The organism is Streptococcus sp. HF-100, from assembly GCF_015594635.1.
Lineage (GTDB): Bacteria > Bacillota > Bacilli > Lactobacillales > Streptococcaceae > Streptococcus > Streptococcus vaginalis.
Map to the genome: position 1 here is coordinate 55,085 of NZ_JADNQV010000006.1, position 26,761 is coordinate 81,845.

A 26,761-nucleotide genomic window follows, 5' to 3' on the forward strand; every position below is an offset into this window, starting at 1 on the left:
CTATTCTATCATATTTTCCACTAAAATAGAGTGCTTTTCTTAAAATGGCTTAAATTATTTTAGGAACAGACTCTTTCGTTTCCCACTATCAAAACTTATTTTTCCATTTATTTTCGTTTGTAAACCATTTTCACATGTACTCGTGATTCTAAGATGAAGGGTTCACTAACAGCTTCAAATCCAAATTTCTCATACAAGCCCACCACCTGCTCTTGCGCCTCTATGTGAATCTCTTTTTCAGGCCATTTTTCAGCACAAGTCTCCATAATAGCTTGGACCAACTTACGACCAAGCCCTTAACCGCGAGTAGAAGCCGCTGTTACGACACGTCCAAAATGAATAGTAGTACCCGTTTCAAATACTCTCGCATAAGCGTCTACCTCGCCGGCTTCATTTTCATGAAAAATATGGATCGCTTCTAAATCGTGCTCGTCCAAATCATTATAAACACTATTTTGCTCTACGACAAATGTTTCCAAACGTAATTTCAAGCATTTATAAAATTCCAAGGTGGTTAATTCCTCAAATGCCTTTTTTATACCACATACTTGTTTTCCCTTCTTCTTTATTATATAATAATTGTAAATGCAACTATAAGAGGAGCCTTTTATGGACTATCGTCATCTCTTTCGTCAAATGGGCATAATTTCTCGCCAAGCCATGATGAATATGAATCATGAAGCCAGCCAATACAACCTAGATAATAATCTCTTTCTTATCCTTATCCGCATTGTTGAGCATGAAGGACTGAATCAATCTCAACTTTCTCATATGGTAAAAATTGATAAAACAACACTTAGTCGCTCCCTTAGAAAACTAGAGGACAAAGGATTTATCACAAAGAAAGTCAACTCTAAAAATAAGAAATTTAAAGAGCTTTTCCCTACGACGAAGGCTTTGCAAATCTACGACCGATTGATTGGATTTGAAACAATCTATATTCAGTCTGTTATGAAAAATCTGACATCTTCCGAGCTCTTTCAACTAGAAGCCATTCTCAATAAAATAGAAAATTCTCAATAAAATCAGCATAACATACATTAGTTGCATTTGCAACTTTGGAATTAAAAAATGACGAGGCTGGGACAAAAGTCCTTAACCTCGTCAGATTTTTATGAGTTTCTTGCAAGCCGCAGTGGTTGAGTGGGTGGGACGACAAAATCAAATTTCTCCGAAATTACCGATTTTTGTCCCACTCCCTTTTGATTATTTTGTTTCAAATCCTTCTGTAACTGCTTGCGCAAAATGTTCTTCAACGATTTCTGCACAGTGGTCACAAACAATTGCATGATAGCTACGTTCTTTGACTGTTTCATCTACCCGACGGCAACGTTCACAAACTTGTCCTTCTGCATGCTCAACTGTAAAAACTACATCCTCGAAAGCAATAGCACTTTCAGGAGCTTCCCCGTCTGCGATTGTTAATTTAGAGACAATGAGAAGTTGCGCAACGTCGCTATTAACCGCTTCAAGTAGCATTCTCACGACTTCATTTGGATAAACAGTCAAGTGAGCTTCCAAGGATTTTCCAATCACTTTTTTGTTACGTGCTTCTTCCAAAGCTTTTTGCGCTTGACTACGGAAGTTCATAAAGGCTGTCCAAGTATCTAACAGTTCTTCCTCATTAGGGAAAGTCAACGCATCTGGCAATTCCGCTAATTGAACAAATTCTTCTGGCTCATGTTCTAAGTAAGACCAGATTTCTTCTGCTGTATGTGGAAGAATTGGGGTCAACAATTTTGTAATTTTTACTAAAATATCATAAAAGACGGTCTGCATTTGACGGCGTTCCAATGATTTAGCTGCTTCAATATAGACAACATCTTTTGCAAAATCAAGATAGAAAGCTGATAAATCAACTGTCACGAAGTTTACAATCGCTTTGTAAATATCTAAAAATTCAAAGTTGGCATAAGCCTCACGAATCGTCTTGACAAGTTGATTAAATCGAACGGTCATATACTTATCAACAGAGCGAAGGTCATCATAAGCAACAGCGTCTTCTTTTGGATTAAAATCAGAGGTATTGGCAATCAAGAAGCGCAAGGTGTTACGGATTTTTCGGTAGGTTTCAGACACTTGACCAAGAATATCCATAGAGATACGCACATCGTTGCTAGAATCCACACTCGTCACCCAAAGCCGCAAGATTTCCGCACCAAATTGTTTTTCAACATCACTTGGAGCAATCGTGTTGCCGAGAGACTTCGACATTTTCTCGCCTTTACCGTCCAAAGCAAACCCTTGTGAAAGAATTTGTTTATAAGGAGCTACACCATGGTTGGCAACCGATGTGATAAGCGATGAGTTGAACCAACCACGATACTGGTCTGACCCTTCAAGATAAAGGTCAGCAGGATAAGTCAATTCAGGACGATTGACCACCACACCATTCCAAGAAGAACCAGAATCAAACCACACGTCCATGATGTCCGTTTCTTTAGTGAATGTACCATTTGGTGACCCTGGATGAGTAAATCCTTCTGGAAGCAAATCTTTCGCTTCTCGTTGCCACCAAATGATAGAGCCATGTTCCGCAAAGAGCTCAGCCACATGCTCAATTGTTTGCTCTGTCATAATTGGTGTGCCGTCCTCCGCATAGAAGATTGGAAGTGGCACTCCCCAAGCCCGCTGACGCGAAATGACCCAATCTCCACGGTCACGGATCATATTGTAAAGACGAACTTTACCCCATTCAGAGTGGAACTTCACTTTTTCAATCTCATCAAGAATTTCCTGACGGAATTTTGAAACTGAAGCAAACCATTGCGGTACCGCACGCCAAATAATTGGCTTTTTCGTCCGCCAGTCAAATGGGTAGGAGTGAGAAATTTCTTCTTGCGCAAGGAGAAGTTGACCTAACTTTTCAATTACTGTAGGAACTACCTTGTCATAAAATTGCCCTGCAAAATCTGGGCCAGCATTTTCCATCATGATACCACGTTCATTGACTGTAACGGCTACTTCTAAGCCATTTGCAACTCCAACATTGTAGTCGTCCTCACCAAAACCAGGAGCTGTATGGACAATCCCTGTACCTGAATCTAGTGTAACGTGGTCACCAAGAATCACCAGTTCATCTACTTTCTCATCCCACGGGTGCTCTGTCACGATATGGTTCAGTTCAGCACCGCGATGAGTTGCCAAGACCTCCACATCTTCCCAGCCAAATTTTTCAGACAAGCTATTGAGCAAGTCAGCAGCAACAACAAATTTACGGCTTTCCCCAGCTGGTTTTACCACAACATAATCAAAGTCAGCACCTACTGTCAAACCGCGAGAAGCCGTAATAGTAAATGGTGTTGTCGTCCAAACTACAATATAAGTATCTGTATCTAGCACATTTTTGCCGTCTTTTACCTTATTTGCATAGTAAAGAGAGGTTGAAACCAAATCATGATACTCAATTTCTGCCTCTGCAAGAGCTGATTCAGATGACCATGACCAATAAACCGGCTTCGCACCTCGGTAGATATAGCCTTTTTTCGCCATTTCTCCAAATACGCGAATTTGAGCAGCTTCATAATCCGGAGTCAACGTCACATACGGATGCTCCCAATCACCAGAAACACCTAAGCGTTTGAAATCTTCCCGTTGCTTGTCTACTTGACTCAGTGCATAATCGCGACAAAGTTTTAAATACTCTGCCAAATCCATTTCTTTGCGTTTCACACCTTGCTTCGCTAGGACTTGCTCAATTGGAAGACCATGAGTATCCCAACCTGGAATGTAAGGTGCATAGTAGCCAGACATCGATTTTGAACGCACAATAATATCTTTTGAAATCTTATTCATGGCATGACCAACGTGAATATTTCCATTAGCATACGGAGGCCCGTCGTGAAGTGTGAAGTGCGGTTTTCCTTCATTCAATTCTTGACGGCGTTGATACAATTTTGCATCTTCCCATTCTTTTTGCCAAAGAGGTTCTTTATTCGGCAAACCAGCACGCATTGGAAAAGCTGTTTTTCCAAGATTAAGAGTTTCTTTTAATTTCATAAGTTCTCCTTTTTCATATTAGTAACAACTAAAAAAACCACAAATTCATCAAAAGGACGAAAATTCGTGGTACCACCTTCATTTAGATAAGAATGAGATTCCTATCCCTCTTACTCGTAACGTGAGTTAAGCGTTAAATCTTACTGTTTTCAGATTTAAGTTTGCAAAATGATAATCCTAACAAAAGGAATTACAGGTCTCTCACCGTCACCTGCTCGCTGCGAATATTTTGTTAGCATCTTGTTTTTACATTCTCTTATAAAATATCTACAGATTCTGTTGAAGTAGCTTCTGAGTTATCTGTTGAAGTCTCAGCATTTGTCAGATTTAATCCTAAGACAGACTCATCTAATGTTTCAAACGCTTGTGTTTCGGCTAATTCACGATTTGCTTCTTCAATGCGTCTTTGTAATTCTTCCATTTCCTCTGGAGAGAACTGACGCGTCACATCCACTTCATCTTCTTCTGGAGTCGTTACGACTTCACCCAAAGCAGACTGAACAACTTCTTTAAAGGCTTCATCACTAGTCTGCAAGTAAGTAGCTGTTGGGCGAAGAATATCTTCCCATTCTGAAGAATTCACAATGCTTAATTGACTTTCAATGGTTGATTTTAAACGTTGGTGGAAAACACGCGTTTTATTTTTCAACTCTTCTGTTTCAACAGCCACTTTCTTAGCATTGTCTGTTGCTTGACGAAGAATTTCATTAGCCTTGTATTTTGCCTCATCCAACAAATGTTGGGCTTCTTGCTCAGCCTTATGAACAATGTTTTCAGAACGGTCATTTGCCGCTTGTTTTACACGTTCTGCCGTATCTTGTGCAATCAATACAGATTGGCTAAGGGAATCCTTCATCTCGTCAAAATAGGTCAAACGTTCTTCCAGATTTTTAATTTTTGACTCTTGCTCATGATTGACACGAACTAAATCTTCGTAATCTTGGACAATGATATCAAGAAATTCATCTACTTCATCAACATCATATCCTCTAAATTTGTGAGCAAAAGCTTTATCTTTAATTTCTAACGATGTAATAGCCATATTTTCTCCTTACTTACTAGACAATAATTCAACAGTTAACTTATATTTCCCATTTTTTGAAAAGCCATTTTCTCTTAAAACTTTTACTCTCCCATATCCTCGTACACTAATTAAGTCATTCAATAACAAATGATGACTGGGATTATCCAGCATGGAATAGTTTACCTTAACTTGCTTTGTTGCTATCAGCCGAGCGGCAATGCTTCGTGACAAATGAAATGAGGCAGCTACCACTTTATCCAAACGCATACTAGAGACAAGCACATCTCTTAGTTTTGAATCAGTTTGAGCGATAATTTGTTGTGAAAAATCTACTTGCTTTAATTTTACAGGTATCTTTGCTATCCTTGAGATATGATCGATGAAAAATTGAGTAAATTTCTTATCTACCATAATTTGTGCTCTACCTGAAGCTACAAGAATATCACCAAAAACTTTACGTTCAATCCCTAATTGATTCAATAACGTTCCCATTATTTGCGAATGGGTTAAGTGGTGAAATTTATTCGCATAGCTAATTTCTAACAACTCCATTTCAAAATCACTTAATTGCAACTCATAGTAGAGAGGAGCAATAATGACTTTAGCAAATTCACTCGTATAATAATCCGAACTTGAAAATATTTGCAATTGCAAATGATTCCCAAGATTTCGCAAAACTTCAACTTGATGTGGATTTACAAACGAAGTCACTTCAAAAGAATAAGAATCTTCAACTCGCTGCATCTGTTCTAAACCTTTATCAACAAATTCACGATCTTCTTCTGCAAAATGTTGATATAAATGTTTGCTATTCTTCATGAATTTAAGCTAAAAGCAAAAGGGCATTCAAAATGATGCCAGAAACAAAATTCAGAAGAAAGATAACAACAAGAACCGTCCAATCAATCCCAGCAAATTGTAGGTTGAAACGTTGAAATGGTTTTAAAACAGGCTCTACTATCCGCAGAATCAACTGACCAAGTGATGTTTGATAGGCACCCGGAAACCAAGATAAGAGAGCATACACCACTAAAATAAATGAATACACTCTTACCAAATTATAAAGTATATTTACAATCCAAACCATGTTTTTATCTACGTTTCATATCAAAATCAAATTCGCCACTTTGCAAATCATCAGGTAATTTTAAATCCTCAACATTTACAATAACATTGATTGGTGTTAAAAGGTACATTGTACTCGCAACTTTTTTTATGTTCCCAGCAAGCACATAACGCGCACCATCCAAATAGTCCAAACAACGACGAGCTTGCACTTCTGTCATATATTGAAAATCAATCAAAATACTTTCATTAACAATTAACAAATCAACAATTTCAGTTGTTTCTTCATATTTTTTTGGGTAACGAACATTGATGGTCACTTTGTCATCTGAAATCGTGCGGTGTTGTGCCAATTCTTGCTGGCGCGCATGAAGACGAGTGATATTCTCATTTGCTCCTGACCTTGTAGAAGATTGTGCAGAACTACTCACTGTATGTACTGTTCTTTCTTTAGTAGGTGTTACAGATTGACTACTCGCACGTGGTGGTAGCTCAGGCGTTTGAACGCCAGCATCTTCACCATCTTCCGTAAAATAATCAATGAATTTATCAAATCTATCTTTAAGAGACATAATACTTTCCTATTTAAAAAATGCGGTACCAATTCTGACAAAAGTCGAACCATTTGCAATAGCTATTGCATAATCACGGCTCATTCCCATACTTAAATCAGTAAAAGGCATATTAGGTAACTGTTTACGTTGTAATCTTTGCTGTAATTGATAGGCTTGTTGGAAAATGACATTTAATTCCGCTTCATCTGCTTCAATCGGTGCCATTGTCATCAAACCTACAATCTGGATGTTTTCAAGTTTTTCTAGCTCAGGTAAAATAGTATCAATTTCCTCTATAGCAAAACCATGTTTACTGGCTTCTTTGGAAATATTTACTTGTAAAAGGCATTTAATGATATGTTCAGCTCTTTTATTGATTTCTTGAGCTAATTTTACGGAATCTAAGGCATGGAAATAATCAACATAATTGATGACGTCTTTCACTTTCCGCCTTTGAAGTGTACCAATTAAGTGCCAAGTTACACGTTCATCTTTCAGAGCCTGATATTTCTCTAGAAATTTATCAACTCGATTTTCACCGATATGATGAATTCCTGCTTTAACCAGCTCTTTAGCAGTAGAGCTGTCAACATATTTGGTGACAGCTATTACTTCTACTGAATTTTTTGAGCGATTAGCTTTTTGAGTAGCTTGCGCTACATTTTCCAAAACTTGATATGTATTCTTTTCTAAATCCATTTTAACGGTTTTTAAAGAAAGGTGGTGTTTCTAATTCATCGTCATCAGAACTAGTGTCTTCATAACGCTCTACAGCTGGTGCAGCACTCGCATCTGTTGAGCGAACAATATTTTCACGACGCAAATCCCAATCACCAAATGCTGAAGCCTGTGGCGATTCTGTCCGTTGACGACTTGGCTTTGGAATTTCAAGACTTTCAGTCAAATCAAAGTTACGGTCATAACCTTGGCTTCCTCTAGAATTACGATTTTCACGAGTTCCAGCTGCATAAGAATTTTGTTGAGCAACTGGACGAACACCACTTACTCGATCAATTTTTTCTTGACGAACACCCGTTGCAACAACTGTCACACGAATTTCATCTTTCATGCTGTCGTCAATAGAAGTACCTAACCAAATATTAACACCATGACCTGCTGCTTGATTGACGATTTCTGATGCTTCTTCTGCTTCAATCAAGGTCATATCAAGACCACCTGTAACGTTGATAATGACATCTTCAGCTCCATCAATCGTTGTTTCAAGAAGTGGTGAATAGATAGCCTTACGTGCAGCTTCAATAACACGTTCTTCGCCACTACCAATACCGATTCCCATAAGAGCATCACCTTTATTTTCCATAACGGTTTTTACATCGGCAAAGTCAAGGTTAATAAGTCCGGGGCTTGTAATCAAGTCTGTGATTCCTTGTACACCTTGACGAAGGACATTGTCTGCTTCGCTCAAAGCTTCAAGAAGAGGAGTTTTCTTATCAACAATTTCAAGTAAATTATTGTTTGAAATGATAAGAAGTGTATCTACATGCTCACGAAGTTCATTGATTCCTTCAATCGCAAAGTTACCACGCTTACTTCCTTCAAAGCCAAACGGACGAGTAACAACTGCAACAGTTAAGGCACCAAGACCTTTTGCAATACGAGCAATAACTGGTGCAGCACCTGTACCAGAGCCACCGCCCATACCAGCAGTAATAAAGACCATATCAGCTCCCGTAAGAGCTTCCGTCAACACTTCTTCGCTTTCTTCAGCCGCTTTACGACCGATTTCAGGCTGTCCTCCAGCACCTAGACCGCGCGTCAACTTTGGTCCAAGCTGAATAACTGTTTCTGCTTTTGAGCCACTCAGAGCTTGCACATCTGTATTGGCAGCGATAAATTCAACGCCTGATACTCCTTCATCAATCATGCGGTTAATGGCATTACCACCACCACCACCGATACCAATAACTTTAATTACTGCTCCCTGTGCCGCAGCTGTATCAAATGAAAATGTCATAATGTATTACCTTCTCCTTTAATCAAACATATTGCCAAGTAGATTTCGAACACGATCTGTCAATTTTTCTTTTGGTTGTTGAGATTGTGTCGGAAGTGGTTCGGGACGTTCAACTTCTTCTGCTGGTTCAGCAATCGGAGTCACAGTTGTTTGTTGCGGCTGAGTAAAGCGCTGCAACGGATTGAACGACTGAGTTTGTTGAGTCGGACGAGAAAATTCAACCGGTTGATGACGCAGAAGTTCATCACCGTGAACGGCAGCTTGTGCTAAAACATCCACTTCAGATAGATTTCCAGCATATTCTGATAAGCTAATGACATGAGCAAAAGCTGGATTACGAATACCGATTTGATTTGGTACATATAGTTTAACAGGAACACCGAAAACTTCTTGCGCCAATTCCACCACACCTGGTAAAATTGCACCACCACCAATAATAACAAGTCCACCTGGAAGTTCTAATAAGTGTCTTCTTTCTAAATCTTGCTTGATTTGTTCAAAGATATGCTTAACACGTGCTGAAATAATTTCTGCTAAATAGCGCTCTGTTACTTCAACTGGCTCCACTTCTCCAATCACTTCCACTTGGAATGACTCATTGCTAGCAGCCGGTACATAAGCCTCTCCGTAATTAAACTTCAAACTTTCGGCAAGTTTTTTAGAAGTTTTTAAAACTTTTGAGATGTCTTTTGTGACGTATTCGCCACCTTCTTGATAGATATTAGTGAATTGCAATTCTTGATTGCGGACAGAAGCAACTGTTGTCTGTCCTCCACCCATATCAATAACAGTTGCACCAAATTCACGTTCGCCTTCATTTAGAACAGATTTGGTCATAGCAAGCGGAGAGATGATAATATTTTCAACTTGAACTCCTGCACGCTCAACTGTTTTTCGTAAATTGTGAAGAATGGTACGTGGTCCTGTGTAGAGAAGTCCACGCATTTCTAAACGAATGCCCATCATTCCACGAGGATCACGAATTCCTTGGAAGCCATCTACAATAAACTCTTCAGGAATAAAAGTAATAACTTCGCGGTCTGGAGTCATACTTTTTGTCAAAGCAGATCTCACAACATTTTCAACATCTGCATCTGTGATTTCTTTTGTTTCGCTTGTTACAGGAATCATACCTTGCGTTGCTTCAATCTGCAACAGGTTAGCAGGCAAACCAACGTTCACCAACTTAATGGAAATTCCTGCTTTTTCTTCTGCTTGTGAAATTGCTGATTTTATAGCACTTGCTGCTGCTTCGATATCTACAATGATACCATCTTTTACGCCAGCACTTTTTGCATTACTAACTCCGATTACATTTAATTCATTGTTTACGTGTTCTGCTACCAAGACCTTAATGGAGCTTGTTCCGATATCTAATCCTGTAAAAAAGCCATCTCTAGCCATTAGACCATTCCTCTCTATCTACCAAGTTTCTCACTTATCAATTTAACTATCACAAAAGTATAGTTATTCAAAGCATATTATAACATAAAAAAATAAAAATTGGGTAGATTTTCTGCATTATTTTAGCTATTTCTATAACTAAATATTCCTGCTTCCATATCCACAACGCTTGTTTCCGTCAATTGTGGTTTAATTTTTTCATAATAAGGTAGTTTTTTAGCTACTTCTGACAAAGGAACTAAGATTTTATTTCCATCTGTCATAGTGATTGTCAGCAAATCCTCAGTCGCTTTACTCGGTGTATGCTGAACCGTTTGAATTTCTGATTTGATTGTATTAGAAATACCTGATAATTGTTGCACAAATTTCTTAAGCATTGCTTTATCTGAAAAATCAAGTGTTATATAACTTTTTGGCAACTGTGATTTTTTAACTGGAGTAGCAATTTCTTCTCCACTAGATAATACTGGGAAATACTGCTCCCCAGAATAATCATAAGCAACAACCGTGTATTCTGTTACTTTTATTTTAAATGTAATTGGAAATTGGTAACTTATCTCTGCTTTTTTCACCCATAGACTTGACAATTTAATATTTCTAGCATGTGCCTTTTGACTTAAATATGTCGTCAAGGTGTAATCCTCTTTTTGAATACTAGAAGCATCCAGCACCTCTGTTTTTGAAAGCTGTTTATTGCCCGTTACTTCTATATTCTTTAATTTTGAATAGGGGCTTATAAAATAAACAGCTAAAATTAACAAAATAGAACTTAGAATCAATATTGGCAAAGCACGGTAGATATGGCGAGGAGCGATTTTTTCTCTTGTCTCTTTTGCTTCCCGCTTAGCTTGTTTGCGTTCTGCTTTCTTCTTTTTTCGCAAGGCTGCTTTATCAAGAGGTTCATCTTGTTCTTCCTCAAAAGTTTCTGTCTCGGTAGGCTTTTCTGCCTCCTCCGACTCGTTCTCTTGAGTATCCGCTGTCACTTCTTCTGCACTTTCATCATTCTTTTCGACTTTCTCTTTTTCAGAATTTGGCAAATGCTGCTTTTTTTGATCTGCTAGTTCTTTCTCTTTTTCAGCTTCTTCTTGAGCCTTTTTTTCAAGGTATTCCTTGTTTCTTTTTTGCCACTCAGAAAGTTTTTCTGTTTCTTGCTCTTTCTGATCCTCTTGCTTCTTTTTTGTCATTTTCTTCCTTTATCTATGTCATTTTTTAAAAGGTTATAAAATTCATCTAACGATTTTATTTCGTGGGACTGTTTCATGTTTTCTTCATAAAATGCTTTCTGTTCAAGCAACTCTGCAATCATTTTTTGAAGATTTTCTAAATTCAGTTGAGGCTCGTCTAATTTTTTAGCATAGCCTTTTTTTACAAAATAATCCGCATTTTCAATCTGATCGCCGCGACTTGCTTCGCGTCCCAAAGGAACAATTACATGGAGTTTTGCCATAGCCAACAATTCAAAAATAGTATTAGAGCCGCCACGTGTAACAACGACATCCGCCAAATCCATCAAGGGTTGATAAAGGTCAGTCACATAGGCAATTCGGTACAGATGATTTGATAATTCATCTAAACTAGCATCGCCTGATAAATTGATAATATTGTAATGCTGAGTTAGCTCTGCTTTATTTGCCGTTACAAAATCATTAAAAACCTTTGCTCCCGCTGATCCACCAACAAACAGAAGTGTCGGAAGGTTTTCATCAAAATGCTGCCGAATCGCTTGAATCTGCTCATTTGGAGCAGTTGTTTTTTCTCCTACTTTTGTCACAGCTCCCACATGCTCAATTTTTGTCAACGCATGGGCTTGTTCAAAAGTAGAATACATTTTTATCGCACATTTGTAAGCAATTTTATTTGCTAGACCAATAGAGAGGTCTGATTCATGTACATAAACTGGAATCCCAGCTAAGCGAGCTGCAATAACAGGAGGAACCGATACAAAACCACCCTTAGAAAAGAGAGCTTGCGGACGAACCTTTACCATAATTCCTAAAGATTGCAAAATGCCCCAAGCCACTTTGAATACATCTAACATATTTTGCCAAGAAAAGTAACGTCGTAATTTCCCTGTCGCTATAGAATGAAAAGCGATGTCCAACCCCGACTTCTGGATTTCTTGGTATTCAATCCCATGCTTATCACCAATATAGTGGACTTGCCATCCTGCTTCTAGGAATTTTGGAATGAGCAAAAGGTTTAGAGTCACATGACCAACCGTCCCTCCACCTGTAAATATAATCTTTTTCATCTTAACCCTTTAATTCTTCAAATGTTGCAATAAATTCATCGCCACGAACTTCAAAATTTGGATACATATCCCAGCTAGCATTAGCCGGGCTGAGAAGAACAATGTCACCTGCTTGTGCTTCAGCAAAAGCTTTTTGCGTTGCATCTTTCACATCAGCAGCATCCATATAGCTAACACCTGCTTTATCTGCTGCTCTCTTGACACGTGCTGCAGATTCTCCAAGAATAACCATTTTCTTCAATTCTTGAATATCTGGCACCAATTCGTCAAATTCATTGCCACGGTCCAGTCCACCAGCAATCAAGATGACCTTACTATTGTCAAAACCAGATAAAGCCTTTTGCGTTGCAAGAATATTTGTGGATTTGCTATCGTTATAAAATTTAACATGGTTGATTTCACCGACATATTGGAGACGATGTTTAACACCGCCAAAACCTGCCAAAGTTTCTTTGATGACTTGATTTTCAATGCCACGCAGTTTCGCAACTGCAATAGTTGCGAGGGCATTTTCAACATTATGACTTCCCGGAACGCCAAGCTCATCTGCTGCCATAACAGGCTCTCCACGGAAGGTCAACATGTTTCCCTCTAAGTAAGCGCCATCTACCTTTTCTGTCGTTGAAAATGGTACAACGGTCGCTTGCGTCTTTGCAGCCAGCTCTTTCGCTAATGTTTGGTTGAAATTCAATACGAGGAAGTCAGATTTGCTCATATTTTTTTGAATGTTCCATTTAGCCGCCACATAATTTTCAAAAGAGCCATGATAATCAATATGAGTTGGCATCAAGTTGGTAATCACTGCAATCTCTGGGTGAAAGGTTTCAATACCCATGAGTTGGAAAGAAGACAACTCCATGACTAGAGTATCATTTTTGGTTGCAGTTGTTGCAACTTGACTGGCTGGAAAACCAATATTTCCAGAAAGTAGACCACTTTGACCACCTGCAGTCAAGACTTCCGCAATCATTGTTGTCGTTGTTGTCTTTCCATTAGAGCCCGTAATCCCAATAATTGGAGCATCTGAAATCAAATAAGCCAACTCAACTTCAGTGATGACTGGGATTTCCTTTTCCAATGCTTTCTTGACCATAGGGTTGTCGTAACGAATACCAGGATTTTTGACCATTAGTTCAAAGTCTTCATCCAAGAGTTCCAAAGGATGACCACCTGTTACTACTTTGATGCCTTCTTCAAGAAGAGACTGAGCAGCAGGATTTTCCTCAAATGGCTTTCCGTCATTCACTGTGACAATCGCTCCCAACTTATCTAATAAACGAGCAGCGGATTCACCAGACTTGGCCAAGCCTAAAACTAAAACTTTCTTATTTGCAAAATTTGTAATGTACTTCATAACATGCCTCTTTTTAATTCTTCTGTATCTATTTTACCTTTTTTTCAGAAAATAAAAAAGCCTTTACGGCTTTTTATTCTTGTCTGTTACGAAGTTTTGAGCGAAACGATACTTTTCTATTTTTTTGTGACAATTTTGAAATATCACGTAGAGAAAAATAAGCTACGCCAATCATTGCAATTCCTACGAAAAATTCAGACGGTAATTGAAAAATCTGAAATACTGCCAATCCTAATAAAATGATAAAAGCGACTAGAGCAATCACTAAAACTACTACATTTAAAGTCCCTTTAATGCTTTGCGGAGCAGCAAAAATGTAAAATAATAGAATGAGAATTCCAAAGATCAAATAAAACATTTCTGCTCCTTTCTAGCCTATCCACTTCTTTCATATATTAGCAGCAAAGCAAATCATTCTTTCATTATTCAGCTGATTTTTTCTTTTTAGCAGCTTTAGCACGTTGATTTTTATCAAGAATTTGTTTCCGCAAACGGATAGATTCTGGTGTGACTTCCATATACTCATCATCATTCAAGAATTCAAGAGATTCTTCCAATGTCAAGATACGAGGTGTTTTAATAACTGCTGTTTGGTCTTTCGTGGCAGACCGAACATTGGTCATTTGTTTTGCTTTCGTAATATTAACCGTCAAGTCATTTTCGCGTGAATTTTCACCAATAATCATTCCTTCATAGACTTCTGTACCTGGATTGACAAAAATAGTTCCACGTTCTTCAATAGACATGATAGAGTAAGTCGTTGCTTTTCCTGTATCAATTGAAACAAGAGCTCCACGACGGCGTCCCCCAATCTCACCTGGAATCAATGGTAGATATTGGTCAAAAGTGTGGTTCATAATCCCATAACCACGCGTCATAGATAGGAATTCAGTTGAATATCCAATCAAGCCACGTGCAGGCACAAGGAAAATTAAACGTGTTTGTCCATTTCCGGTAGCCACCATGTCTAACATTTCACCCTTGCGCTCAGAAAGACTTTGGATAACCGAACCTTGGTATTCTTCTGGGGTGTCAATTTGCACACGTTCAAATGGCTCACATTGCACACCGTCAATTTCTTTGACGATAACTTCTGGGCGCGATACTTGTAACTCATAGCCTTCACGGCGCATGGTTTCAATTAAGATTGATAAGTGCAATTCTCCACGACCTGACACAATCCATTTATCTGGTGAATCAGTCGGATCCACACGAAGTGAGACATCCGTTTGCAATTCCGCTTGCAGGCGTTCCTCAACCTTACGAGACGTTACCCATTTCCCTTCACGACCGGCAAATGGTGAATTGTTTACCAAGAAAGTCATTTGCAGCGTTGGTTCGTCAATATGAAGAATTGGCAATGGTTCTACTACATCTGTCGGAGTAATCGTTTCACCAACGAAGATATCTTCCATACCAGACACAGCAATCAAATCACCTGCTTTGGCTTCGTCAATTTCACGACGTTCTAGTCCAAAGAAACCAAATAGCTTGGTGACACGGAAGTTTTTCGTTGTACCGTCTAGTTTAGAAAGTGTCACTTGGTCTCCAACTTTCACAGTCCCGCGGAAAACGCGACCAATCCCAATACGACCTACAAAGTCATTGTAGTCTAAAAGAGAAACTTGGAATTGAAGTGGCTCGTCTGAGTTATCCACTGGTGCTGGAATATGATCAATAATGGTATCAAAAAGCGGTGCCATAGTGTGCTCTTGATCAGCAGGATCATCTGACATGGAAGACGTTCCATTGATAGCAGAAGCATACACAACTGGAAAATCCAATTGGTCATCATCTGCACCCAGCTCAATGAAAAGTTCCAAGACTTCATCCACCACTTCTGCAGGGCGTGCAGACGGTTTGTCAATTTTATTAACGACAACAATCGGCACCAAATCTTGCTCGAGTGCTTTTTTCAACACAAAACGAGTTTGTGGCATAGTTCCTTCATAAGCATCAACAACCAGAACAACCCCGTCCACCATTTTCATGATCCGCTCAACTTCTCCACCGAAGTCCGCGTGTCCTGGAGTGTCCATGATATTGATACGAACACCGTTGTAAGCAACAGCTGTATTCTTAGCAAGAATGGTAATTCCGCGTTCTTTTTCAAGATCGTTGGAGTCCATTGCGCGTTCTTGCAACTCTTTTCGATCGTCCAAAGTATGTGATTGCTTCAATAATTCGTCTACTAGCGTTGTTTTCCCGTGGTCAACGTGAGCGATAATAGCGATATTGCGAATATCTTCTCTTAATTTTGTCATTTTATCCTCTAAATCTTAAGTTTTATTTCTAACTGAACAATTATACCACAGATTACAGTAAAAAACACAGTTAAACTGGGTGTAAATGTTTTCATTAGAAAATCAATGTCCGACAAATTTATTTACATTCTTTATTGCAAAATTATGATATGATAAGAAAAAAACAAAGGAAACTGTATGCGTTTAGATGTTCTACTAGCTCAAGCTCACATTAGTCGTAAAAAGATGAAGCAAGCTCTCCTAAAAAAGAAAATCTTGGTAGATGACTGTCCTGCTCGAAAACTTAGTCAAAATGTTGATACAGGCTTGCAGACGATTATGATAGAGGAACAACCTGTTCTGGGCAAGCCTCATCAGTATTTTATGATGAATAAACCACTTGGCGTTGTGACAGCTAACTCCGATGCCAAATTCCAAACAATTCTAGATCTCATCAGACCTGAAGATTTCAATGATAAGTTATATTCTGTCGGGCGACTCGATCGAGATACCTGCGGACTACTGTTAATTACTGATAATGGTCCGCTCGGTTTTCAATTGCTTCATCCTCAATATCACGTCACAAAAACATATAAGGTTGAAGTTAATGGTCCCCTAGACGACCAAGCAGTGCAATCCTTTCAAAAGGGCATCGTTTTTCTTGACGGAACAAGTTGTAAACCAGCTACTCTTACAATTCATTCTTCTAGCTCAAACAAAAGCAGTGCTACTGTCACTATTTCTGAAGGAAAATTTCACCAAATCAAAAAGATGTTTTTAACTGTTGGTGTCAAAGTTACTTCTCTTAAACGGACGCATTTCGGAGATTTTGAATTAAACCCAAACTTAGCCACAGGAGAATACCGAGTATTGAACCAAGCAGAACTCGAAATAGTGAGGCACTATCTAGAAAAAAGCTATTAAAAGTGAGCAACCCGCTTGGATTACTCACTTTTGATTTTTCCTTTCCATCCATCTAGTCCTGTAGAGAGGATGTAAATATTTTGATAACCTTGTTTTTTTAATAGAATAGCTGCATTCATCACACGTTGTCCACGACTATTTTCATATAGTAAAACAGTCTTGTCCTTACGAATCGCTCCTAAGCTTGTTTTTAATTGCTGTGACGGAATATTTCGTGCCCCTAAAATATGTTTACGACGAAAATCGGCTGGATCTCGTAAATCAATTAACTGACCTTGACGAATCATATCACCAAATTCTGCATTGTCTACTACCTTAGCCGCACGACGTACACGGACATAGTTAAAGCCCATCCAGCCTAACGTTCCAACAATAATTGCCAATAAAATCCAGTTTAACATGTTTTCTCCTCATTCTTCTTCAAATATTGTAACTCCAACTGATGTTCCTTTCGCAAGACCCGCTCAGCTTCTAGATAGTCCATTCTTTCTATCAAGCCCGCATCATAAATCCTCTCTAACTCAATTTTCATCATTTCAATATCATACAAGCGCTTACCCATATAGATAATAATGCCAAAACTTTTGAGGTATTGCTGCACATCATAAAGTGTTTTCATGAGGCTTATTTTACCAGAATTTTAGGAGTATTTCAAGGTTGAAAAGAACTCATTTTGTAAGTAAAACATTCTTCAAGTGCTCAAAAACAACAAAAAAGCCGCCGATAGATAGTATGACACTTAGCAGTTTAATAGTAATCTGAGTTCACACACTTTATAAACACTAAAAGACAACTAAACTAGCTGTCTTTTTTAATTATTTAGTTAAAATTTGCTAATATTCTCCGACATTCCTGCCACTAGCTACTCTTCGAATTGAACCTCTTCTTCAGCAATGTTGTATACTTGAATCATTTCTTCAATATTAATCCTTTGCACCAACCAACCACGCATTGAACATTGATTTATAAAATCACTAATTCTGTTTACGCCATTAATCTCTTTAAGAGTAACAACTATTCCAAAATTTAAATTCTCGCCATCTCTAGCATTCAACCTTTCTTTTGTCTTGAGACTAATTCCCCATAATCCATTATCGTAAGCCTTCTTTGCTCGTCCTCGTGGTTTAATATATTCCACGATTGTTTTTATATTATCCCATTTACGATATTGCTCTCGTGCATCTTCTTCATACAACGCTACATTATCACTTTGTTTATTATCATTTACTGTTTTGATTCCTTTACCATTTGGAAGTATTCTTCCAAAGTAAATATCTAATTCCGTATTAGTGTAGTCGACTCCCTGATTTCTGGTACATTTTGGAAAATAACAGAGTGTAGCTTTAGCGACAAACGGATGTTGTCCATTCACTACGGGAACTGGTAATTGGTGATTATAGGTGTCATACTGTAGCGATTCTCCTGACAAAATAAATTTTATTTCATCATCCTTTGAATTTATAACTTCATTGATATCCTGAGGGACAACACCGTAACCTATAATATTTGAAGGCGATGTATTTGTGTTCCAGGATATAGACGAATCAATAACTAATGCTTTAGCAACCTCTCTGCTAAGTCCTGCTTTATAAATTAAGTAGGCAATTTTTCTACTAATCCAAGGTGCCGCAAAGGAAGTTCCTGTAACAAAACCTTCTCCTAGAGGGAGGCAGACTCTTACCTTATCCGCTCCATCTCCGCCATAATAACTCACATCCGGCTTATTAAAGAAAGATAAAACTTTACCTACTCTCGAGTATGAAGCAGGCTCATTATTCTTATTAACCGCATTAACAACAAGTGAATTTATCGAATCGGCTGGAGCTCCAATTAACATAGGATTAGGCGAAGTCGACAACTTATTTGTTCCTGCAACAATAAATATAACATCGTATTCATATTGAATTTTATCTAATATGGCTGCTTCAGGGGAAATAAAATTTTTATGGATTTCAAGAGCAGAGCCAAGGGATAGATTCCAAACTTTAATTTCCCTGTTCTCAGCAACTATTTCTTTAATTTGCTTCATAACAGTAAAGGAGCTAAATTGTCCGCTTGTAGCTACACCAAAATGCTTAACTCTGAAACGTCCGCAATTATCATTAAGATTAGGATTAATAGAAACTCCATCAACAATAATAGATGAAATAGCAGTACCATGTTCATAGTCGCTAGGATTACGTTCAATTTGACTGTCGACTCTATCCTCATAATCAACCCATTTGGAAAAATATACTCGTTCATCAAATAAAGTGTCAATGACTCCAACGATGGGTTCATTGGAAGGTTCTGGAATAGAAAGCTTTTGACTAGAATCTACTTCGTCAAAGTCCAATATATCCAACTGGGAAAGATCTACGGTTGCCATAGATATTAGATAAGGAGCTTTTCTCTTTATTAAAGCAATCTCATCTGGTGTTAATAGAATAGTCGAATTATCAATTACTCTACTGATTGAAATATCTAGTCCTAGTCTACTTAGCAGCTCAGAAGTTTGCAGTTCTGTCTTAAAAACACTAACAATTGATGCTTGTTCTGTATCTATATCTGTCTCTAATTTAATGAATTTTTCAATAGAACTAACGTCCACAATTACTTGGAGAAATGTTGTTTTCGACAATTTAGAACTTTGGTAGGGGATAATCTTGTCATTAATAGAATCAACTATCTCTGTTGTAATCTTACCAGCAAATTCATCATTTAGAATTTCTATTGCCAAATCTATTTTTTTTAACGTTTCAATAATAGTATGTTCATCAACATAATACGTAATCGCATGTCGTGTTTTGTGCCCTTCGAAATATCGTACTCCAACAATTAAATCATTTGAAGTAACGCGACTATTCTTCTTTAGTATTTCTTTTGCTCGCCGACTTTTAGGAACTATATCCTTATAAACAATCGTTATAAGAGCGTCTTCAAAATATGTGACTGTTCGCCAATATTTTCTCAGTGAATCCAACTGCTGTCTTAATGTTAACAGCTCCGAACTTGTAACGATCTTATCAGACAACAATCTAGGCGCACCTGGTCTGCTATTATTTGGTCGTTGTTCAAAACGACCTTTTAATTGTAAAAGTTCGTTCATTTATATTAATTCTCCTTTAACTCTCTGGCTGTTTGACTCTTAGACACCCCTGTCAAAATTTCAATTTCTCTTACAGTAAAGCCTAGTTCTTTTAATTCTTTCAGAGTCACATTCTCAATGGGCTTATAGAAATACGAAAATAATCGTCGCAGATAATCAAATTTATCTGTCAAGCTGCTGAATGCTAATGCACTCTTCAAGATATTTTTAAGTTCTCCTGGATAAGGTATTGAAGAGTTGAGTGTAACGATTTTCTTAAAAAGTCTTGCATTTCTACCTGAATGTTTTGAATCGCTCAGTATGGAAGACATCATGGATTCAGCAATCTCTAATAAATCTTGTTGACTATATCGATTAAAGTCAATGACCGCATCAAAACGACGGACTAGGGCTTTATCAAAAGCATTAAATAAGTTAGTGGTCGCGATCAAAACAACGCCATCTTGTAATGAATCCATACCCTTTAATATTGAAGTGGTTGCGCGCCCCATCTCTCTTAAATCATTATTATCTAATCTATTCAATGCAATAGCATCAATTTCGTCAAATAAAATAAGTGTCCGCTCAGGATACGTAAAACTATTTATCTCTTTAAATAAATTAGCTATGTTTTTTGCAGTTTGCCCTAATTTGCTATCAATAATAGTTTCAAAATCAACAATGTATAACTCTCTTTGTAGTAGTCGAGCAACCTGCTTTACCGTTTCTGTCTTTCCTGTTCCCGGCATCCCTTCAAATAAAAATTTATTTACACCTATATTACGACGTACAGCATTCACTATACCGATAACATCTGAAGATATTGCTTCTGGAAGTGGCAATGGAGTAAAATTCGCCAACTGAACTTTTCTAAGCGACTCAAATTTATCTTCACTGACCTGTGGAATAAATGTATTATTTTCAGATAACATAGCTATAATATATTCTGCAAGCTGATAATCCCCTGCTCTATCAAACGCCTTAGCTATATCATACGCTTCTGCTCGAAATCCAGAAGTATTCCCCTCGACAAAATATCTAATAAGGTTTAGCACTTGTTTTTTTTTCATCTGTCTATCCTCCTAAATACATCATAACAAAAATTCGGGACAAAGTCAACTTTTTTGGGACAAGAAAATGTTTTTATATGATAGTTAACAGATTAACTACTATTTTGTTTTCTTCTGAGTTTCCTTAACTCTTCTCAGCTATCTAATCAAGAAAGGATAAACAAAAATAACGATAGTCTGACACTCAGCAGTCTAAACATAATCTGAGTTCACACATCTTATAGGTAAAACAAAAGACGGTTCAAATAACCGTCTTTTTAAATATATTATTATCAGACAAAACCTTATAAGACTATAAACAGATTTTATTTATCTATAATAACCTTTTTAAAACTGTAACTATTAGTGGCGTTCGTGTCTTCCTTTATAGAGTTTCTTAGTCAAACCTAAACTAGAAAGGAGTCCTACACCTAGGAATCCTAGGCTAGAAACGGCTTCACCTGTATTTGGGAGTTTATTTTTAGTAGTTTCATTGGATTTATTAATTTCAGATTGCTTGGTTGTATCCCTGTTATTATCCCCTTGATTTGAACTATTTTGCTTTTCACCATTGTCGGATGGAGTTGAATCGTTACCGTTTTTAGCAGGATTTTGATTATCTGTTGGGTTTTCAGACTTACCATTTCCATTGTCCTTAGGTTTGCTATCGCTCGGATTGAGTTTGTTACCTTGGTTGCTGTTATTGCCATTGTCGCTTGGATTTGGCGTTGGCTGCGGAGTTGGCTCAGGCGTTGGCGTAGGTGTTAGTCCTGGCTTTTGAGGGTCAGCTGGTTGTTCTGGGTTCGGAGCTGGTTGTTCTGGATCAAGCTCGTAATAGAACGCCAAAGACTGATCCTCTGGCATCCCTTGGAAAGACATATATTTAATAGTATATGTTTTTGTGTGGAATTCGCGAACTTGGCCGCCATCATAATGGGCGCCCATCACGAATTTATATCCTGCTATTGAAGGTGCTTCAGCTGTATAGCTTTCACCTTCTTTTAGCTCAATATTCCACTCTTTTACTGGATTCGGACTAGTAACCCCATAAAAGATCCCTACTCTCACTTTAGAAACAGCAGGAGCTGCAGTTTCAGCAGCAGGAGCGTCAACCCTGGGAGCAGTAGTATCCTCAGCGGCCACTGCCGGTGGGGTCACTGCCCCTAAAACAGCTACAGACAGTAGGGTGATTCCATATTTTGCAACTTTTTTCATTTGTTTTTCCTCCGTTTTTTGTTTTTGAAAGTCTAAACTTTTCTCCTCCAAATAACCTCTGCTACAAGTCGTTTGGTAGATTCTAATGGACGAACGTCAAATAGAACGCTTAAAAAACAAAAATGCTAGCTTCAAAAAGGCGCAAAACCTGATGAAACCAGCATTCGGAAAATGAATTTTTCAATCTTTGAGAATTCTAACAAACGTTCGTCTGCTAGAATGTTTTGACAGTCTTATTCTACCATTTTATCTCATAAATGCAAGCACTTAGAGGGTATTTTTTGATTTTGTTTTTATGTTATTGCGCTTTAAGATATTATAAAGGGTGGCCGTGGATATGTTGGAAGTTTGAGAAATCTCTTTAATCGTTAGATTTGACTGTTGATAAAGTTGAATAACTTCTTTTTCCTTAGTTTTAGAAATTCCTTTATTGCCCAATTTAACACCTCGTTCCTTAGCTTTACGTAAACCGTCTTTGGTTCTGGAGCGTATAGCTTCTAGTTCCATCTCTGCGACGTATCCTAGAATAACAACCAGTAATTTTCCAGTTAGCGAGTCTGTCGCAATATTTTCTTTTAGGCTGATTAATTGAATATCATGAATAGTTAGGTCGTCCAATATATTTACTAGAGTAAACATTTTTCTAGTTAGTCTATCTAACTTATAAACGACTAGCGAGACCTGTTTGTTGATTCGCTTAAGTTCTTTAGCTAGTTTCAAGGCTTTAAGTAACTGAACTCGGTTATCTTGAGATCCTGATTCTTTTTCGATAAAAAGTATATCACAAGACTTCAGAGCTTCTTTCTGAACTTCTAGGCCTAACTCTTGGCGATTGTCCGTGGAGCTGACACGAGCATAGCCGATTTTGATTTCTTGTAGATCATTGAATTTATTGATGTAGTATTTGGTCACGATTATCTCCTTGTTTAACTTAGCCTTGCCATTGTAGCAGAGGTAGGTTCAGTTTAACAAGAATTTAGGGGAAAGAAAAAGACCAAATAAGATAGCACAATGATACCTAGTAGTCTGAATATGAGTTCACACACTTTATAAATACTAAAAGACAGTTCATTTCGTGAGTTTTTTCCTAAGAAAACCGATTTGGCAACTATTACTGAAAAAGCGCTAAGCGAAACCTTACTGGCTATGAATCATTGTCCCAGAAAATGCTTGAGTTACAAAACAGCTTTTGAAGCACTCAGAGATGAGCTTTAAAAATGTTGTACTTTTTATTGCAATTTATCTTTTTAAAAGATTGAATATCCTATTTCTATAAAGTATTAAAAAATACACTCCAATACATACAATTGTTAACATAGATGAGCCATCTGACAGCACCAGTTTCACAATCTCTTCACTCTGTAATTTAGAAAAATTCCTAATAATAAAATCTGGAATTTGAAGAAGCGTAAAGAATAAGAGTAGAAAATTTAATATTTTTATACTTTTCGAATAAATAGGATTTTTAGATATTTTTGGAAGAGTAAATAAAAACAACAAGATAAAGAACATTTGAACTGTACTGTAAATAAAATGAATCCAACCAGAAATAGTTAACCCACTGATGTTATCCATAAAGCCCGTCACTAAATCGCTTGTCCACAGAATAAAGTGCGTATAAAAATTGATGTATACCGACACTATTGAAGCTATCATAATTGAAATAATATTATCTTTTATATAATCAGAGATCTTATATACTAGGCTAAAAAATACAAGATTAAAAGTTGTTAAAATAAAGACATCGCCAAACCATATGCTTGTGTACTTAATTAAGGGCAAATCATATTTACTTCCTATTAATGCATTGTCAATTCCAGCAAAAATAATCATAGGTAAAACCATTGAAATAAAAATTGACAGTGATATATATAGGCCAACGCCGTTTGCTAATTTGTTGTTTTTCGTAATCTTCTCCTTGTTTTTCATTATATCATAGAAAAACTCTTGTAGCCAATTCAAATAAAAGAACCACTGTGAAAACATAAATATTAAAGTTAGGATTTGAAATATAATATATGCAACAAACCAACTTTTAGAATAGGAGAAAATTAAATATCCAAAAACAACTTGAGCTGATATATGAATAATCATGAAAAATACTGCTTTAATATGATTAACATTTATCATTCTTCCGCCGTCCAAGAACAAATTATCAACTTTATGAATTTTTATCATTAAATAATTTTCCCAATTTAACACATCTTTTCCTAAAATTTCATTAATCTTATTCTCTAAATACCTGAGTCGTGCGCTATTTAAAATTAAATAATACAGTGAACCAATTGTCATAGCAAAAGTATAGGTGCTAATAATCGATAAAAAGAATACACCTATTATCTTTATGTTATTGTCAATTGGTATTTTATCACTTTTTATAGCTTCATATATAGTTAATAGTAACCCTAAAATAGAGACTGAAATACTACTCATATTATCATTTTTATCAAATTTTTCCATATAATAAAAAAGTTCTTTTTTAGCATATTCATACTCTAATTTTAAAACTGATAAAAGCTTATCTTTACTATTAATATTCGACATGATACCCTCCTAACAAAAAATCAACCAAATTATACCGTCTTCATATCTAAACAATATTGACACCATTATATTTTCGTAATTTCCAACCTAACAAAATTTCAAATCTTCACCAATTCCTTCAAACTAGCCAGCATCTAGATCTGTCTCACATAATATAAGATTAACCTGTATAGGTATTTCCTTCAGCTCTTTTCGAAAGTATTGCCCCAACTCCCTAAAAAACTCATCATTAGTCTCAATCTCCAAAATCTCAATCAGGGCTTTGGCGGTATCTGTTAAGTGAAAGGCACTGTATTCGAATGTTATTCTTTCGTCAGATTCAGTGGTGAAAGTTAAGACGAGGTTATCATTCTGGAAGCCAGATAGTTCTCCTTTTTCCACAATTATCTCATGTCTACCACCACCAGAGATTAAACCATATTCAATCAGGCGTGAAACTTCATTGCCTTTAACGCCATATTTAGTGAACAAATCCAAAAAATCAGCGTGTGAGATTAAGTAGTGATCTAAAACAGCTTCGCCCGAAAACTCATCAAAAGAATTGTCATAGAAAGTAAATGGGGCTATTTTTCTGAACAGTTGAAGTTCTTCTTCTGAAAAACGGTTTAAGTCTTGAGTAATGCGCTTCGAATAACCGTTAGCTCGTGCCACAAGCTCTTCTAATGGTTTTGAGACAACTTCCGTTTCTTGGCTAAAGTCTGGCTCAATATACTGTTGCTGTTTGTTGTGCTGGCAAGCTAACGCATAAAATAAACACTCAGCCAAAAAAAGATAAGGTCGGTCTTGGTGGTTAAGTTTGTAAGACTGCTTTAAACCTAATAAAATGGACTTTGACAGATTTTGAGATTCTTCTATTAGTTCAAAAAAATCCTCTAAAACATCAGCCAACAAAAACTTATTTTCTTTATAGTTGGCGTCGCTTAATCGCTTCTCAGCTTGAAAGATGTAGCTGGAAAAGCCTTTTTCTGTTATCTCATCTTGGACGATCCCGTAAAGGGTTCGTCCTTTATTTTGCCCTGTAAACAATTTATTAAAACTTGTGTCCGCTAGATAAGCCAAAGAGTCTTCGTGTAAGACGAGCGACAAGCCGACACTAACTTTCTTTCTATCAGACCAAGTCGTTTTATTGGCGTGTTTTAAAACAATAGAAAATAGACTAGGAACATCAAACATCAAGCACCTCCGAAACTGGCAAGATTTTAGCACAATTATTGGCAACAAATCACGTTTGGACTCTTCTATAATAAAGCCATAAGTTAGCTAACTTAAAACAATTATATCAAAATTAAAGGAGAAAGCTCATGAATTTACTACAAAAATCAACTAAAGAAACGGCTCTGACTCAAATCGCAAATCCGTATCAGTTAGCAGTTGCCAAAGAACTCAGTCATAAGATGGCCAGCACTCAAGCACAGGAGCTCTTAGCTTCAGATATTCTTTTTAAAATCGGCAATCTTGCTTTAATTCAAGCTGAAATTATTAAGAACAATCCCGAAGCGTTGGCTTATACAGATTATGTTATTCGAGCATTTACTCACTACACCACTGAGAAATTAAAATAGGAGTATTATGATGAATATCTTTCTTATTCTTTCCATTATTTTTGTAACTTCGTATTTGCTGCTTTCAATTTGGGATTTTCTAGATGAAGAAGACGATACAGCACCAGAAGAACAGGCTTTGGCGGAGTTCCTCCAGCGCCGTCAAGAAATTCAAGAAGCCTACCTAATTGCCCAAAAAGAATTGTTTAAACGGCGTAAGTTTTAGCCTTATTTGGACTAGACAAAAGGACAAAATATGTTGAAATATACTACTGTTTCAAAGTCTAAAAGTCATTCCAATCGCTTCAAAAACTGAGGTAAGCGAAATTTAACTTTTACCTAGTTTTCTTGTATAACTGGCATCAGAAAGGAGATCAGCCGAATGAAGAAAATATTGGTTTATATTTTAGGATTTTTTACCTGCGCTTGGCTAGTCAACTGGGCGGTTAAACTTCTAATGGAAGTTTGGCAAGTCTTATTTATAGGGGCTATCCTCATCTTCATTGGCTGGTTTACCTTTCGGATTATTAAATCTAAAGAATGGAGGTAAAG

24 protein-coding genes and 6 pseudogenes are annotated in these 26,761 nt (G+C 37.1%); 6 read left to right on the forward strand and 24 right to left on the reverse strand.

Annotated elements, in window-relative coordinates; genetic code table 11:
* Positions 1 to 107: 107 nt before the first annotated feature.
* Positions 108 to 546: pseudogene (locus tag IYQ23_RS06790) on the reverse strand (GNAT family N-acetyltransferase).
* A 63-nt stretch (positions 547 to 609) separates the two neighbouring features.
* Between IYQ23_RS06790 and IYQ23_RS06795 the strand changes: the two are divergent.
* Positions 610 to 1,023 carry a MarR family winged helix-turn-helix transcriptional regulator gene (locus tag IYQ23_RS06795; protein ID WP_174721002.1) on the forward strand — a complete coding sequence of 138 codons (414 nt, stop codon included), beginning with the start codon at positions 610 to 612 and terminating at the stop codon, positions 1,021 to 1,023.
* A 183-nt stretch (positions 1,024 to 1,206) separates the two neighbouring features.
* Here IYQ23_RS06795 and ileS read toward each other — a convergent pair whose 3' ends face one another.
* The 15 genes and pseudogenes from ileS to typA form a co-directional block, all read right to left on the reverse strand.
* Positions 1,207 to 3,999 (reverse strand): isoleucine--tRNA ligase, encoded by a 2,793-nt coding sequence (ileS, locus tag IYQ23_RS06800; RefSeq protein WP_195674460.1) that lies wholly within the window; start codon positions 3,997 to 3,999, stop codon positions 1,207 to 1,209.
* 256 nt (positions 4,000 to 4,255) lie between these two features.
* A complete protein-coding gene (locus IYQ23_RS06805) occupies positions 4,256 to 5,041 on the reverse strand; it encodes a DivIVA domain-containing protein (RefSeq protein ID WP_003025689.1) in 786 nt (261 codons plus the stop codon).
* A gap of 9 nt (positions 5,042 to 5,050) precedes the next feature.
* Entirely contained in the window at positions 5,051 to 5,842 is a 792-nt protein-coding gene (locus tag IYQ23_RS06810; RefSeq protein ID WP_174720999.1) for an RNA-binding protein, read from the reverse strand.
* Between the two features lie 4 nt (positions 5,843 to 5,846).
* Entirely contained in the window at positions 5,847 to 6,110 is a 264-nt protein-coding gene (locus IYQ23_RS06815) for a YggT family protein (RefSeq protein WP_003025694.1), read from the reverse strand.
* Between the two features lie 4 nt (positions 6,111 to 6,114).
* A pseudogene (locus tag IYQ23_RS06820) lies at positions 6,115 to 6,480 on the reverse strand (cell division protein SepF); the annotation flags it as partial.
* A 96-nt stretch (positions 6,481 to 6,576) separates the two neighbouring features.
* Positions 6,577 to 6,660 (reverse strand): annotated as a pseudogene (locus IYQ23_RS09745) (cell division protein SepF); the annotation flags it as partial.
* A 9-nt stretch (positions 6,661 to 6,669) separates the two neighbouring features.
* Complete coding sequence (locus tag IYQ23_RS06825; protein WP_117644890.1) at positions 6,670 to 7,341, reverse strand: YggS family pyridoxal phosphate-dependent enzyme; 672 nt, start codon at positions 7,339 to 7,341, stop codon at positions 6,670 to 6,672.
* A 1-nt stretch (position 7,342) separates the two neighbouring features.
* Positions 7,343 to 8,617, reverse strand: a complete 1,275-nt coding sequence (gene ftsZ / locus IYQ23_RS06830) for a cell division protein FtsZ (RefSeq protein ID WP_195674461.1) — start codon at positions 8,615 to 8,617, stop codon at positions 7,343 to 7,345.
* Between the two features lie 18 nt (positions 8,618 to 8,635).
* Positions 8,636 to 8,836, reverse strand: a pseudogene (locus tag IYQ23_RS09750) (cell division protein FtsA C-terminal domain-containing protein); the annotation flags it as partial.
* Positions 8,815 to 10,021 (reverse strand): annotated as a pseudogene (gene ftsA / locus IYQ23_RS06835) (cell division protein FtsA); the annotation flags it as partial. The pseudogenes IYQ23_RS09750 and ftsA, both read right to left, overlap by 22 nt.
* Before the next feature lie 122 nt (positions 10,022 to 10,143).
* Entirely contained in the window at positions 10,144 to 11,205 is a 1,062-nt protein-coding gene (locus tag IYQ23_RS06840) for a cell division protein FtsQ/DivIB (RefSeq protein ID WP_195674462.1), read from the reverse strand.
* Positions 11,202 to 12,272: a UDP-N-acetylglucosamine--N-acetylmuramyl-(pentapeptide) pyrophosphoryl-undecaprenol N-acetylglucosamine transferase gene (locus tag IYQ23_RS06845; protein WP_195674463.1), complete on the reverse strand. Its 1,071-nt coding sequence runs from the start codon at positions 12,270 to 12,272 to the stop codon at positions 11,202 to 11,204. Before IYQ23_RS06845 ends, IYQ23_RS06840 begins: the two co-directional genes overlap by 4 nt.
* Position 12,273: 1 nt before the next feature.
* Positions 12,274 to 13,626, reverse strand: coding sequence for a UDP-N-acetylmuramoyl-L-alanine--D-glutamate ligase (gene murD, locus IYQ23_RS06850; RefSeq protein WP_195674464.1), 1,353 nt, complete (start codon positions 13,624 to 13,626; stop codon positions 12,274 to 12,276).
* A 73-nt stretch (positions 13,627 to 13,699) separates the two neighbouring features.
* A complete protein-coding gene (locus IYQ23_RS06855) occupies positions 13,700 to 13,984 on the reverse strand; it encodes a DUF3165 family protein (RefSeq protein ID WP_003025714.1) in 285 nt (94 codons plus the stop codon).
* A gap of 64 nt (positions 13,985 to 14,048) precedes the next feature.
* Entirely contained in the window at positions 14,049 to 15,890 is a 1,842-nt protein-coding gene (gene typA, locus IYQ23_RS06860; RefSeq protein WP_003043550.1) for a translational GTPase TypA, read from the reverse strand.
* A 177-nt stretch (positions 15,891 to 16,067) separates the two neighbouring features.
* On the opposite strand from typA, the gene IYQ23_RS06865 reads away from it, so the two are divergent.
* On the forward strand, positions 16,068 to 16,793 hold the full coding sequence (locus IYQ23_RS06865) for a 16S rRNA pseudouridine(516) synthase (RefSeq protein ID WP_195674465.1): 726 nt from the start codon (positions 16,068 to 16,070) through the stop codon (positions 16,791 to 16,793).
* 20 nt (positions 16,794 to 16,813) lie between these two features.
* On the opposite strand, the gene IYQ23_RS06870 is transcribed toward IYQ23_RS06865, so the two are convergent.
* The 6 genes from IYQ23_RS06870 to IYQ23_RS06895 form a co-directional block, all read right to left on the reverse strand.
* Positions 16,814 to 17,194, reverse strand: coding sequence for a rhodanese-like domain-containing protein (locus tag IYQ23_RS06870; protein WP_022526350.1), 381 nt, complete (start codon positions 17,192 to 17,194; stop codon positions 16,814 to 16,816).
* Positions 17,188 to 17,412, reverse strand: coding sequence for a YqgQ family protein (locus IYQ23_RS06875; protein WP_003025724.1), 225 nt, complete (start codon positions 17,410 to 17,412; stop codon positions 17,188 to 17,190). The genes IYQ23_RS06870 and IYQ23_RS06875 overlap by 7 nt, the downstream gene beginning before the upstream one ends.
* Positions 17,413 to 17,655: 243 nt before the next feature.
* Positions 17,656 to 19,881 (reverse strand): S8 family peptidase, encoded by a 2,226-nt coding sequence (locus tag IYQ23_RS06880; RefSeq protein WP_195674466.1) that lies wholly within the window; start codon positions 19,879 to 19,881, stop codon positions 17,656 to 17,658.
* Between the two features lie 5 nt (positions 19,882 to 19,886).
* Positions 19,887 to 20,930, reverse strand: a complete 1,044-nt coding sequence (locus IYQ23_RS06885; RefSeq protein ID WP_195674467.1) for an ATP-binding protein — start codon at positions 20,928 to 20,930, stop codon at positions 19,887 to 19,889.
* 342 nt (positions 20,931 to 21,272) lie between these two features.
* Positions 21,273 to 22,124 carry an LPXTG cell wall anchor domain-containing protein gene (locus tag IYQ23_RS06890; protein WP_195674468.1) on the reverse strand — a complete coding sequence of 284 codons (852 nt, stop codon included), beginning with the start codon at positions 22,122 to 22,124 and terminating at the stop codon, positions 21,273 to 21,275.
* 267 nt (positions 22,125 to 22,391) lie between these two features.
* Entirely contained in the window at positions 22,392 to 23,036 is a 645-nt protein-coding gene (locus tag IYQ23_RS06895; protein WP_195674469.1) for a recombinase family protein, read from the reverse strand.
* A 162-nt stretch (positions 23,037 to 23,198) separates the two neighbouring features.
* On the opposite strand from IYQ23_RS06895, the pseudogene IYQ23_RS09595 reads away from it, so the two are divergent.
* Positions 23,199 to 23,339 (forward strand): annotated as a pseudogene (locus IYQ23_RS09595) (IS30 family transposase); the annotation flags it as partial.
* A gap of 24 nt (positions 23,340 to 23,363) precedes the next feature.
* Here the strand turns inward: IYQ23_RS09595 and IYQ23_RS06900 are convergent.
* Both IYQ23_RS06900 and IYQ23_RS06905 read right to left on the reverse strand, forming a co-directional pair.
* The gene (locus tag IYQ23_RS06900) at positions 23,364 to 24,668 is read right to left on the reverse strand and encodes a hypothetical protein (protein WP_195674470.1); all 1,305 of its coding nucleotides are present in this window, start codon (positions 24,666 to 24,668) and stop codon (positions 23,364 to 23,366) included.
* 123 nt (positions 24,669 to 24,791) lie between these two features.
* On the reverse strand, positions 24,792 to 25,727 hold the full coding sequence (locus IYQ23_RS06905; RefSeq protein ID WP_229311957.1) for a DUF2806 domain-containing protein: 936 nt from the start codon (positions 25,725 to 25,727) through the stop codon (positions 24,792 to 24,794).
* 242 nt (positions 25,728 to 25,969) lie between these two features.
* Between IYQ23_RS06905 and IYQ23_RS06910 the strand changes: the two genes are divergently transcribed.
* From IYQ23_RS06910 to IYQ23_RS06920, 3 genes are all read left to right on the forward strand, one after another.
* Positions 25,970 to 26,230 (forward strand): hypothetical protein, encoded by a 261-nt coding sequence (locus tag IYQ23_RS06910; protein WP_195674472.1) that lies wholly within the window; start codon positions 25,970 to 25,972, stop codon positions 26,228 to 26,230.
* Between the two features lie 10 nt (positions 26,231 to 26,240).
* A complete protein-coding gene (locus IYQ23_RS06915; RefSeq protein WP_195674473.1) occupies positions 26,241 to 26,435 on the forward strand; it encodes a hypothetical protein in 195 nt (64 codons plus the stop codon).
* 156 nt (positions 26,436 to 26,591) lie between these two features.
* The gene (locus tag IYQ23_RS06920) at positions 26,592 to 26,759 is read left to right on the forward strand and encodes a hypothetical protein (RefSeq protein WP_195674474.1); all 168 of its coding nucleotides are present in this window, start codon (positions 26,592 to 26,594) and stop codon (positions 26,757 to 26,759) included.
* Positions 26,760 to 26,761: the final 2 nt, after the last annotated feature.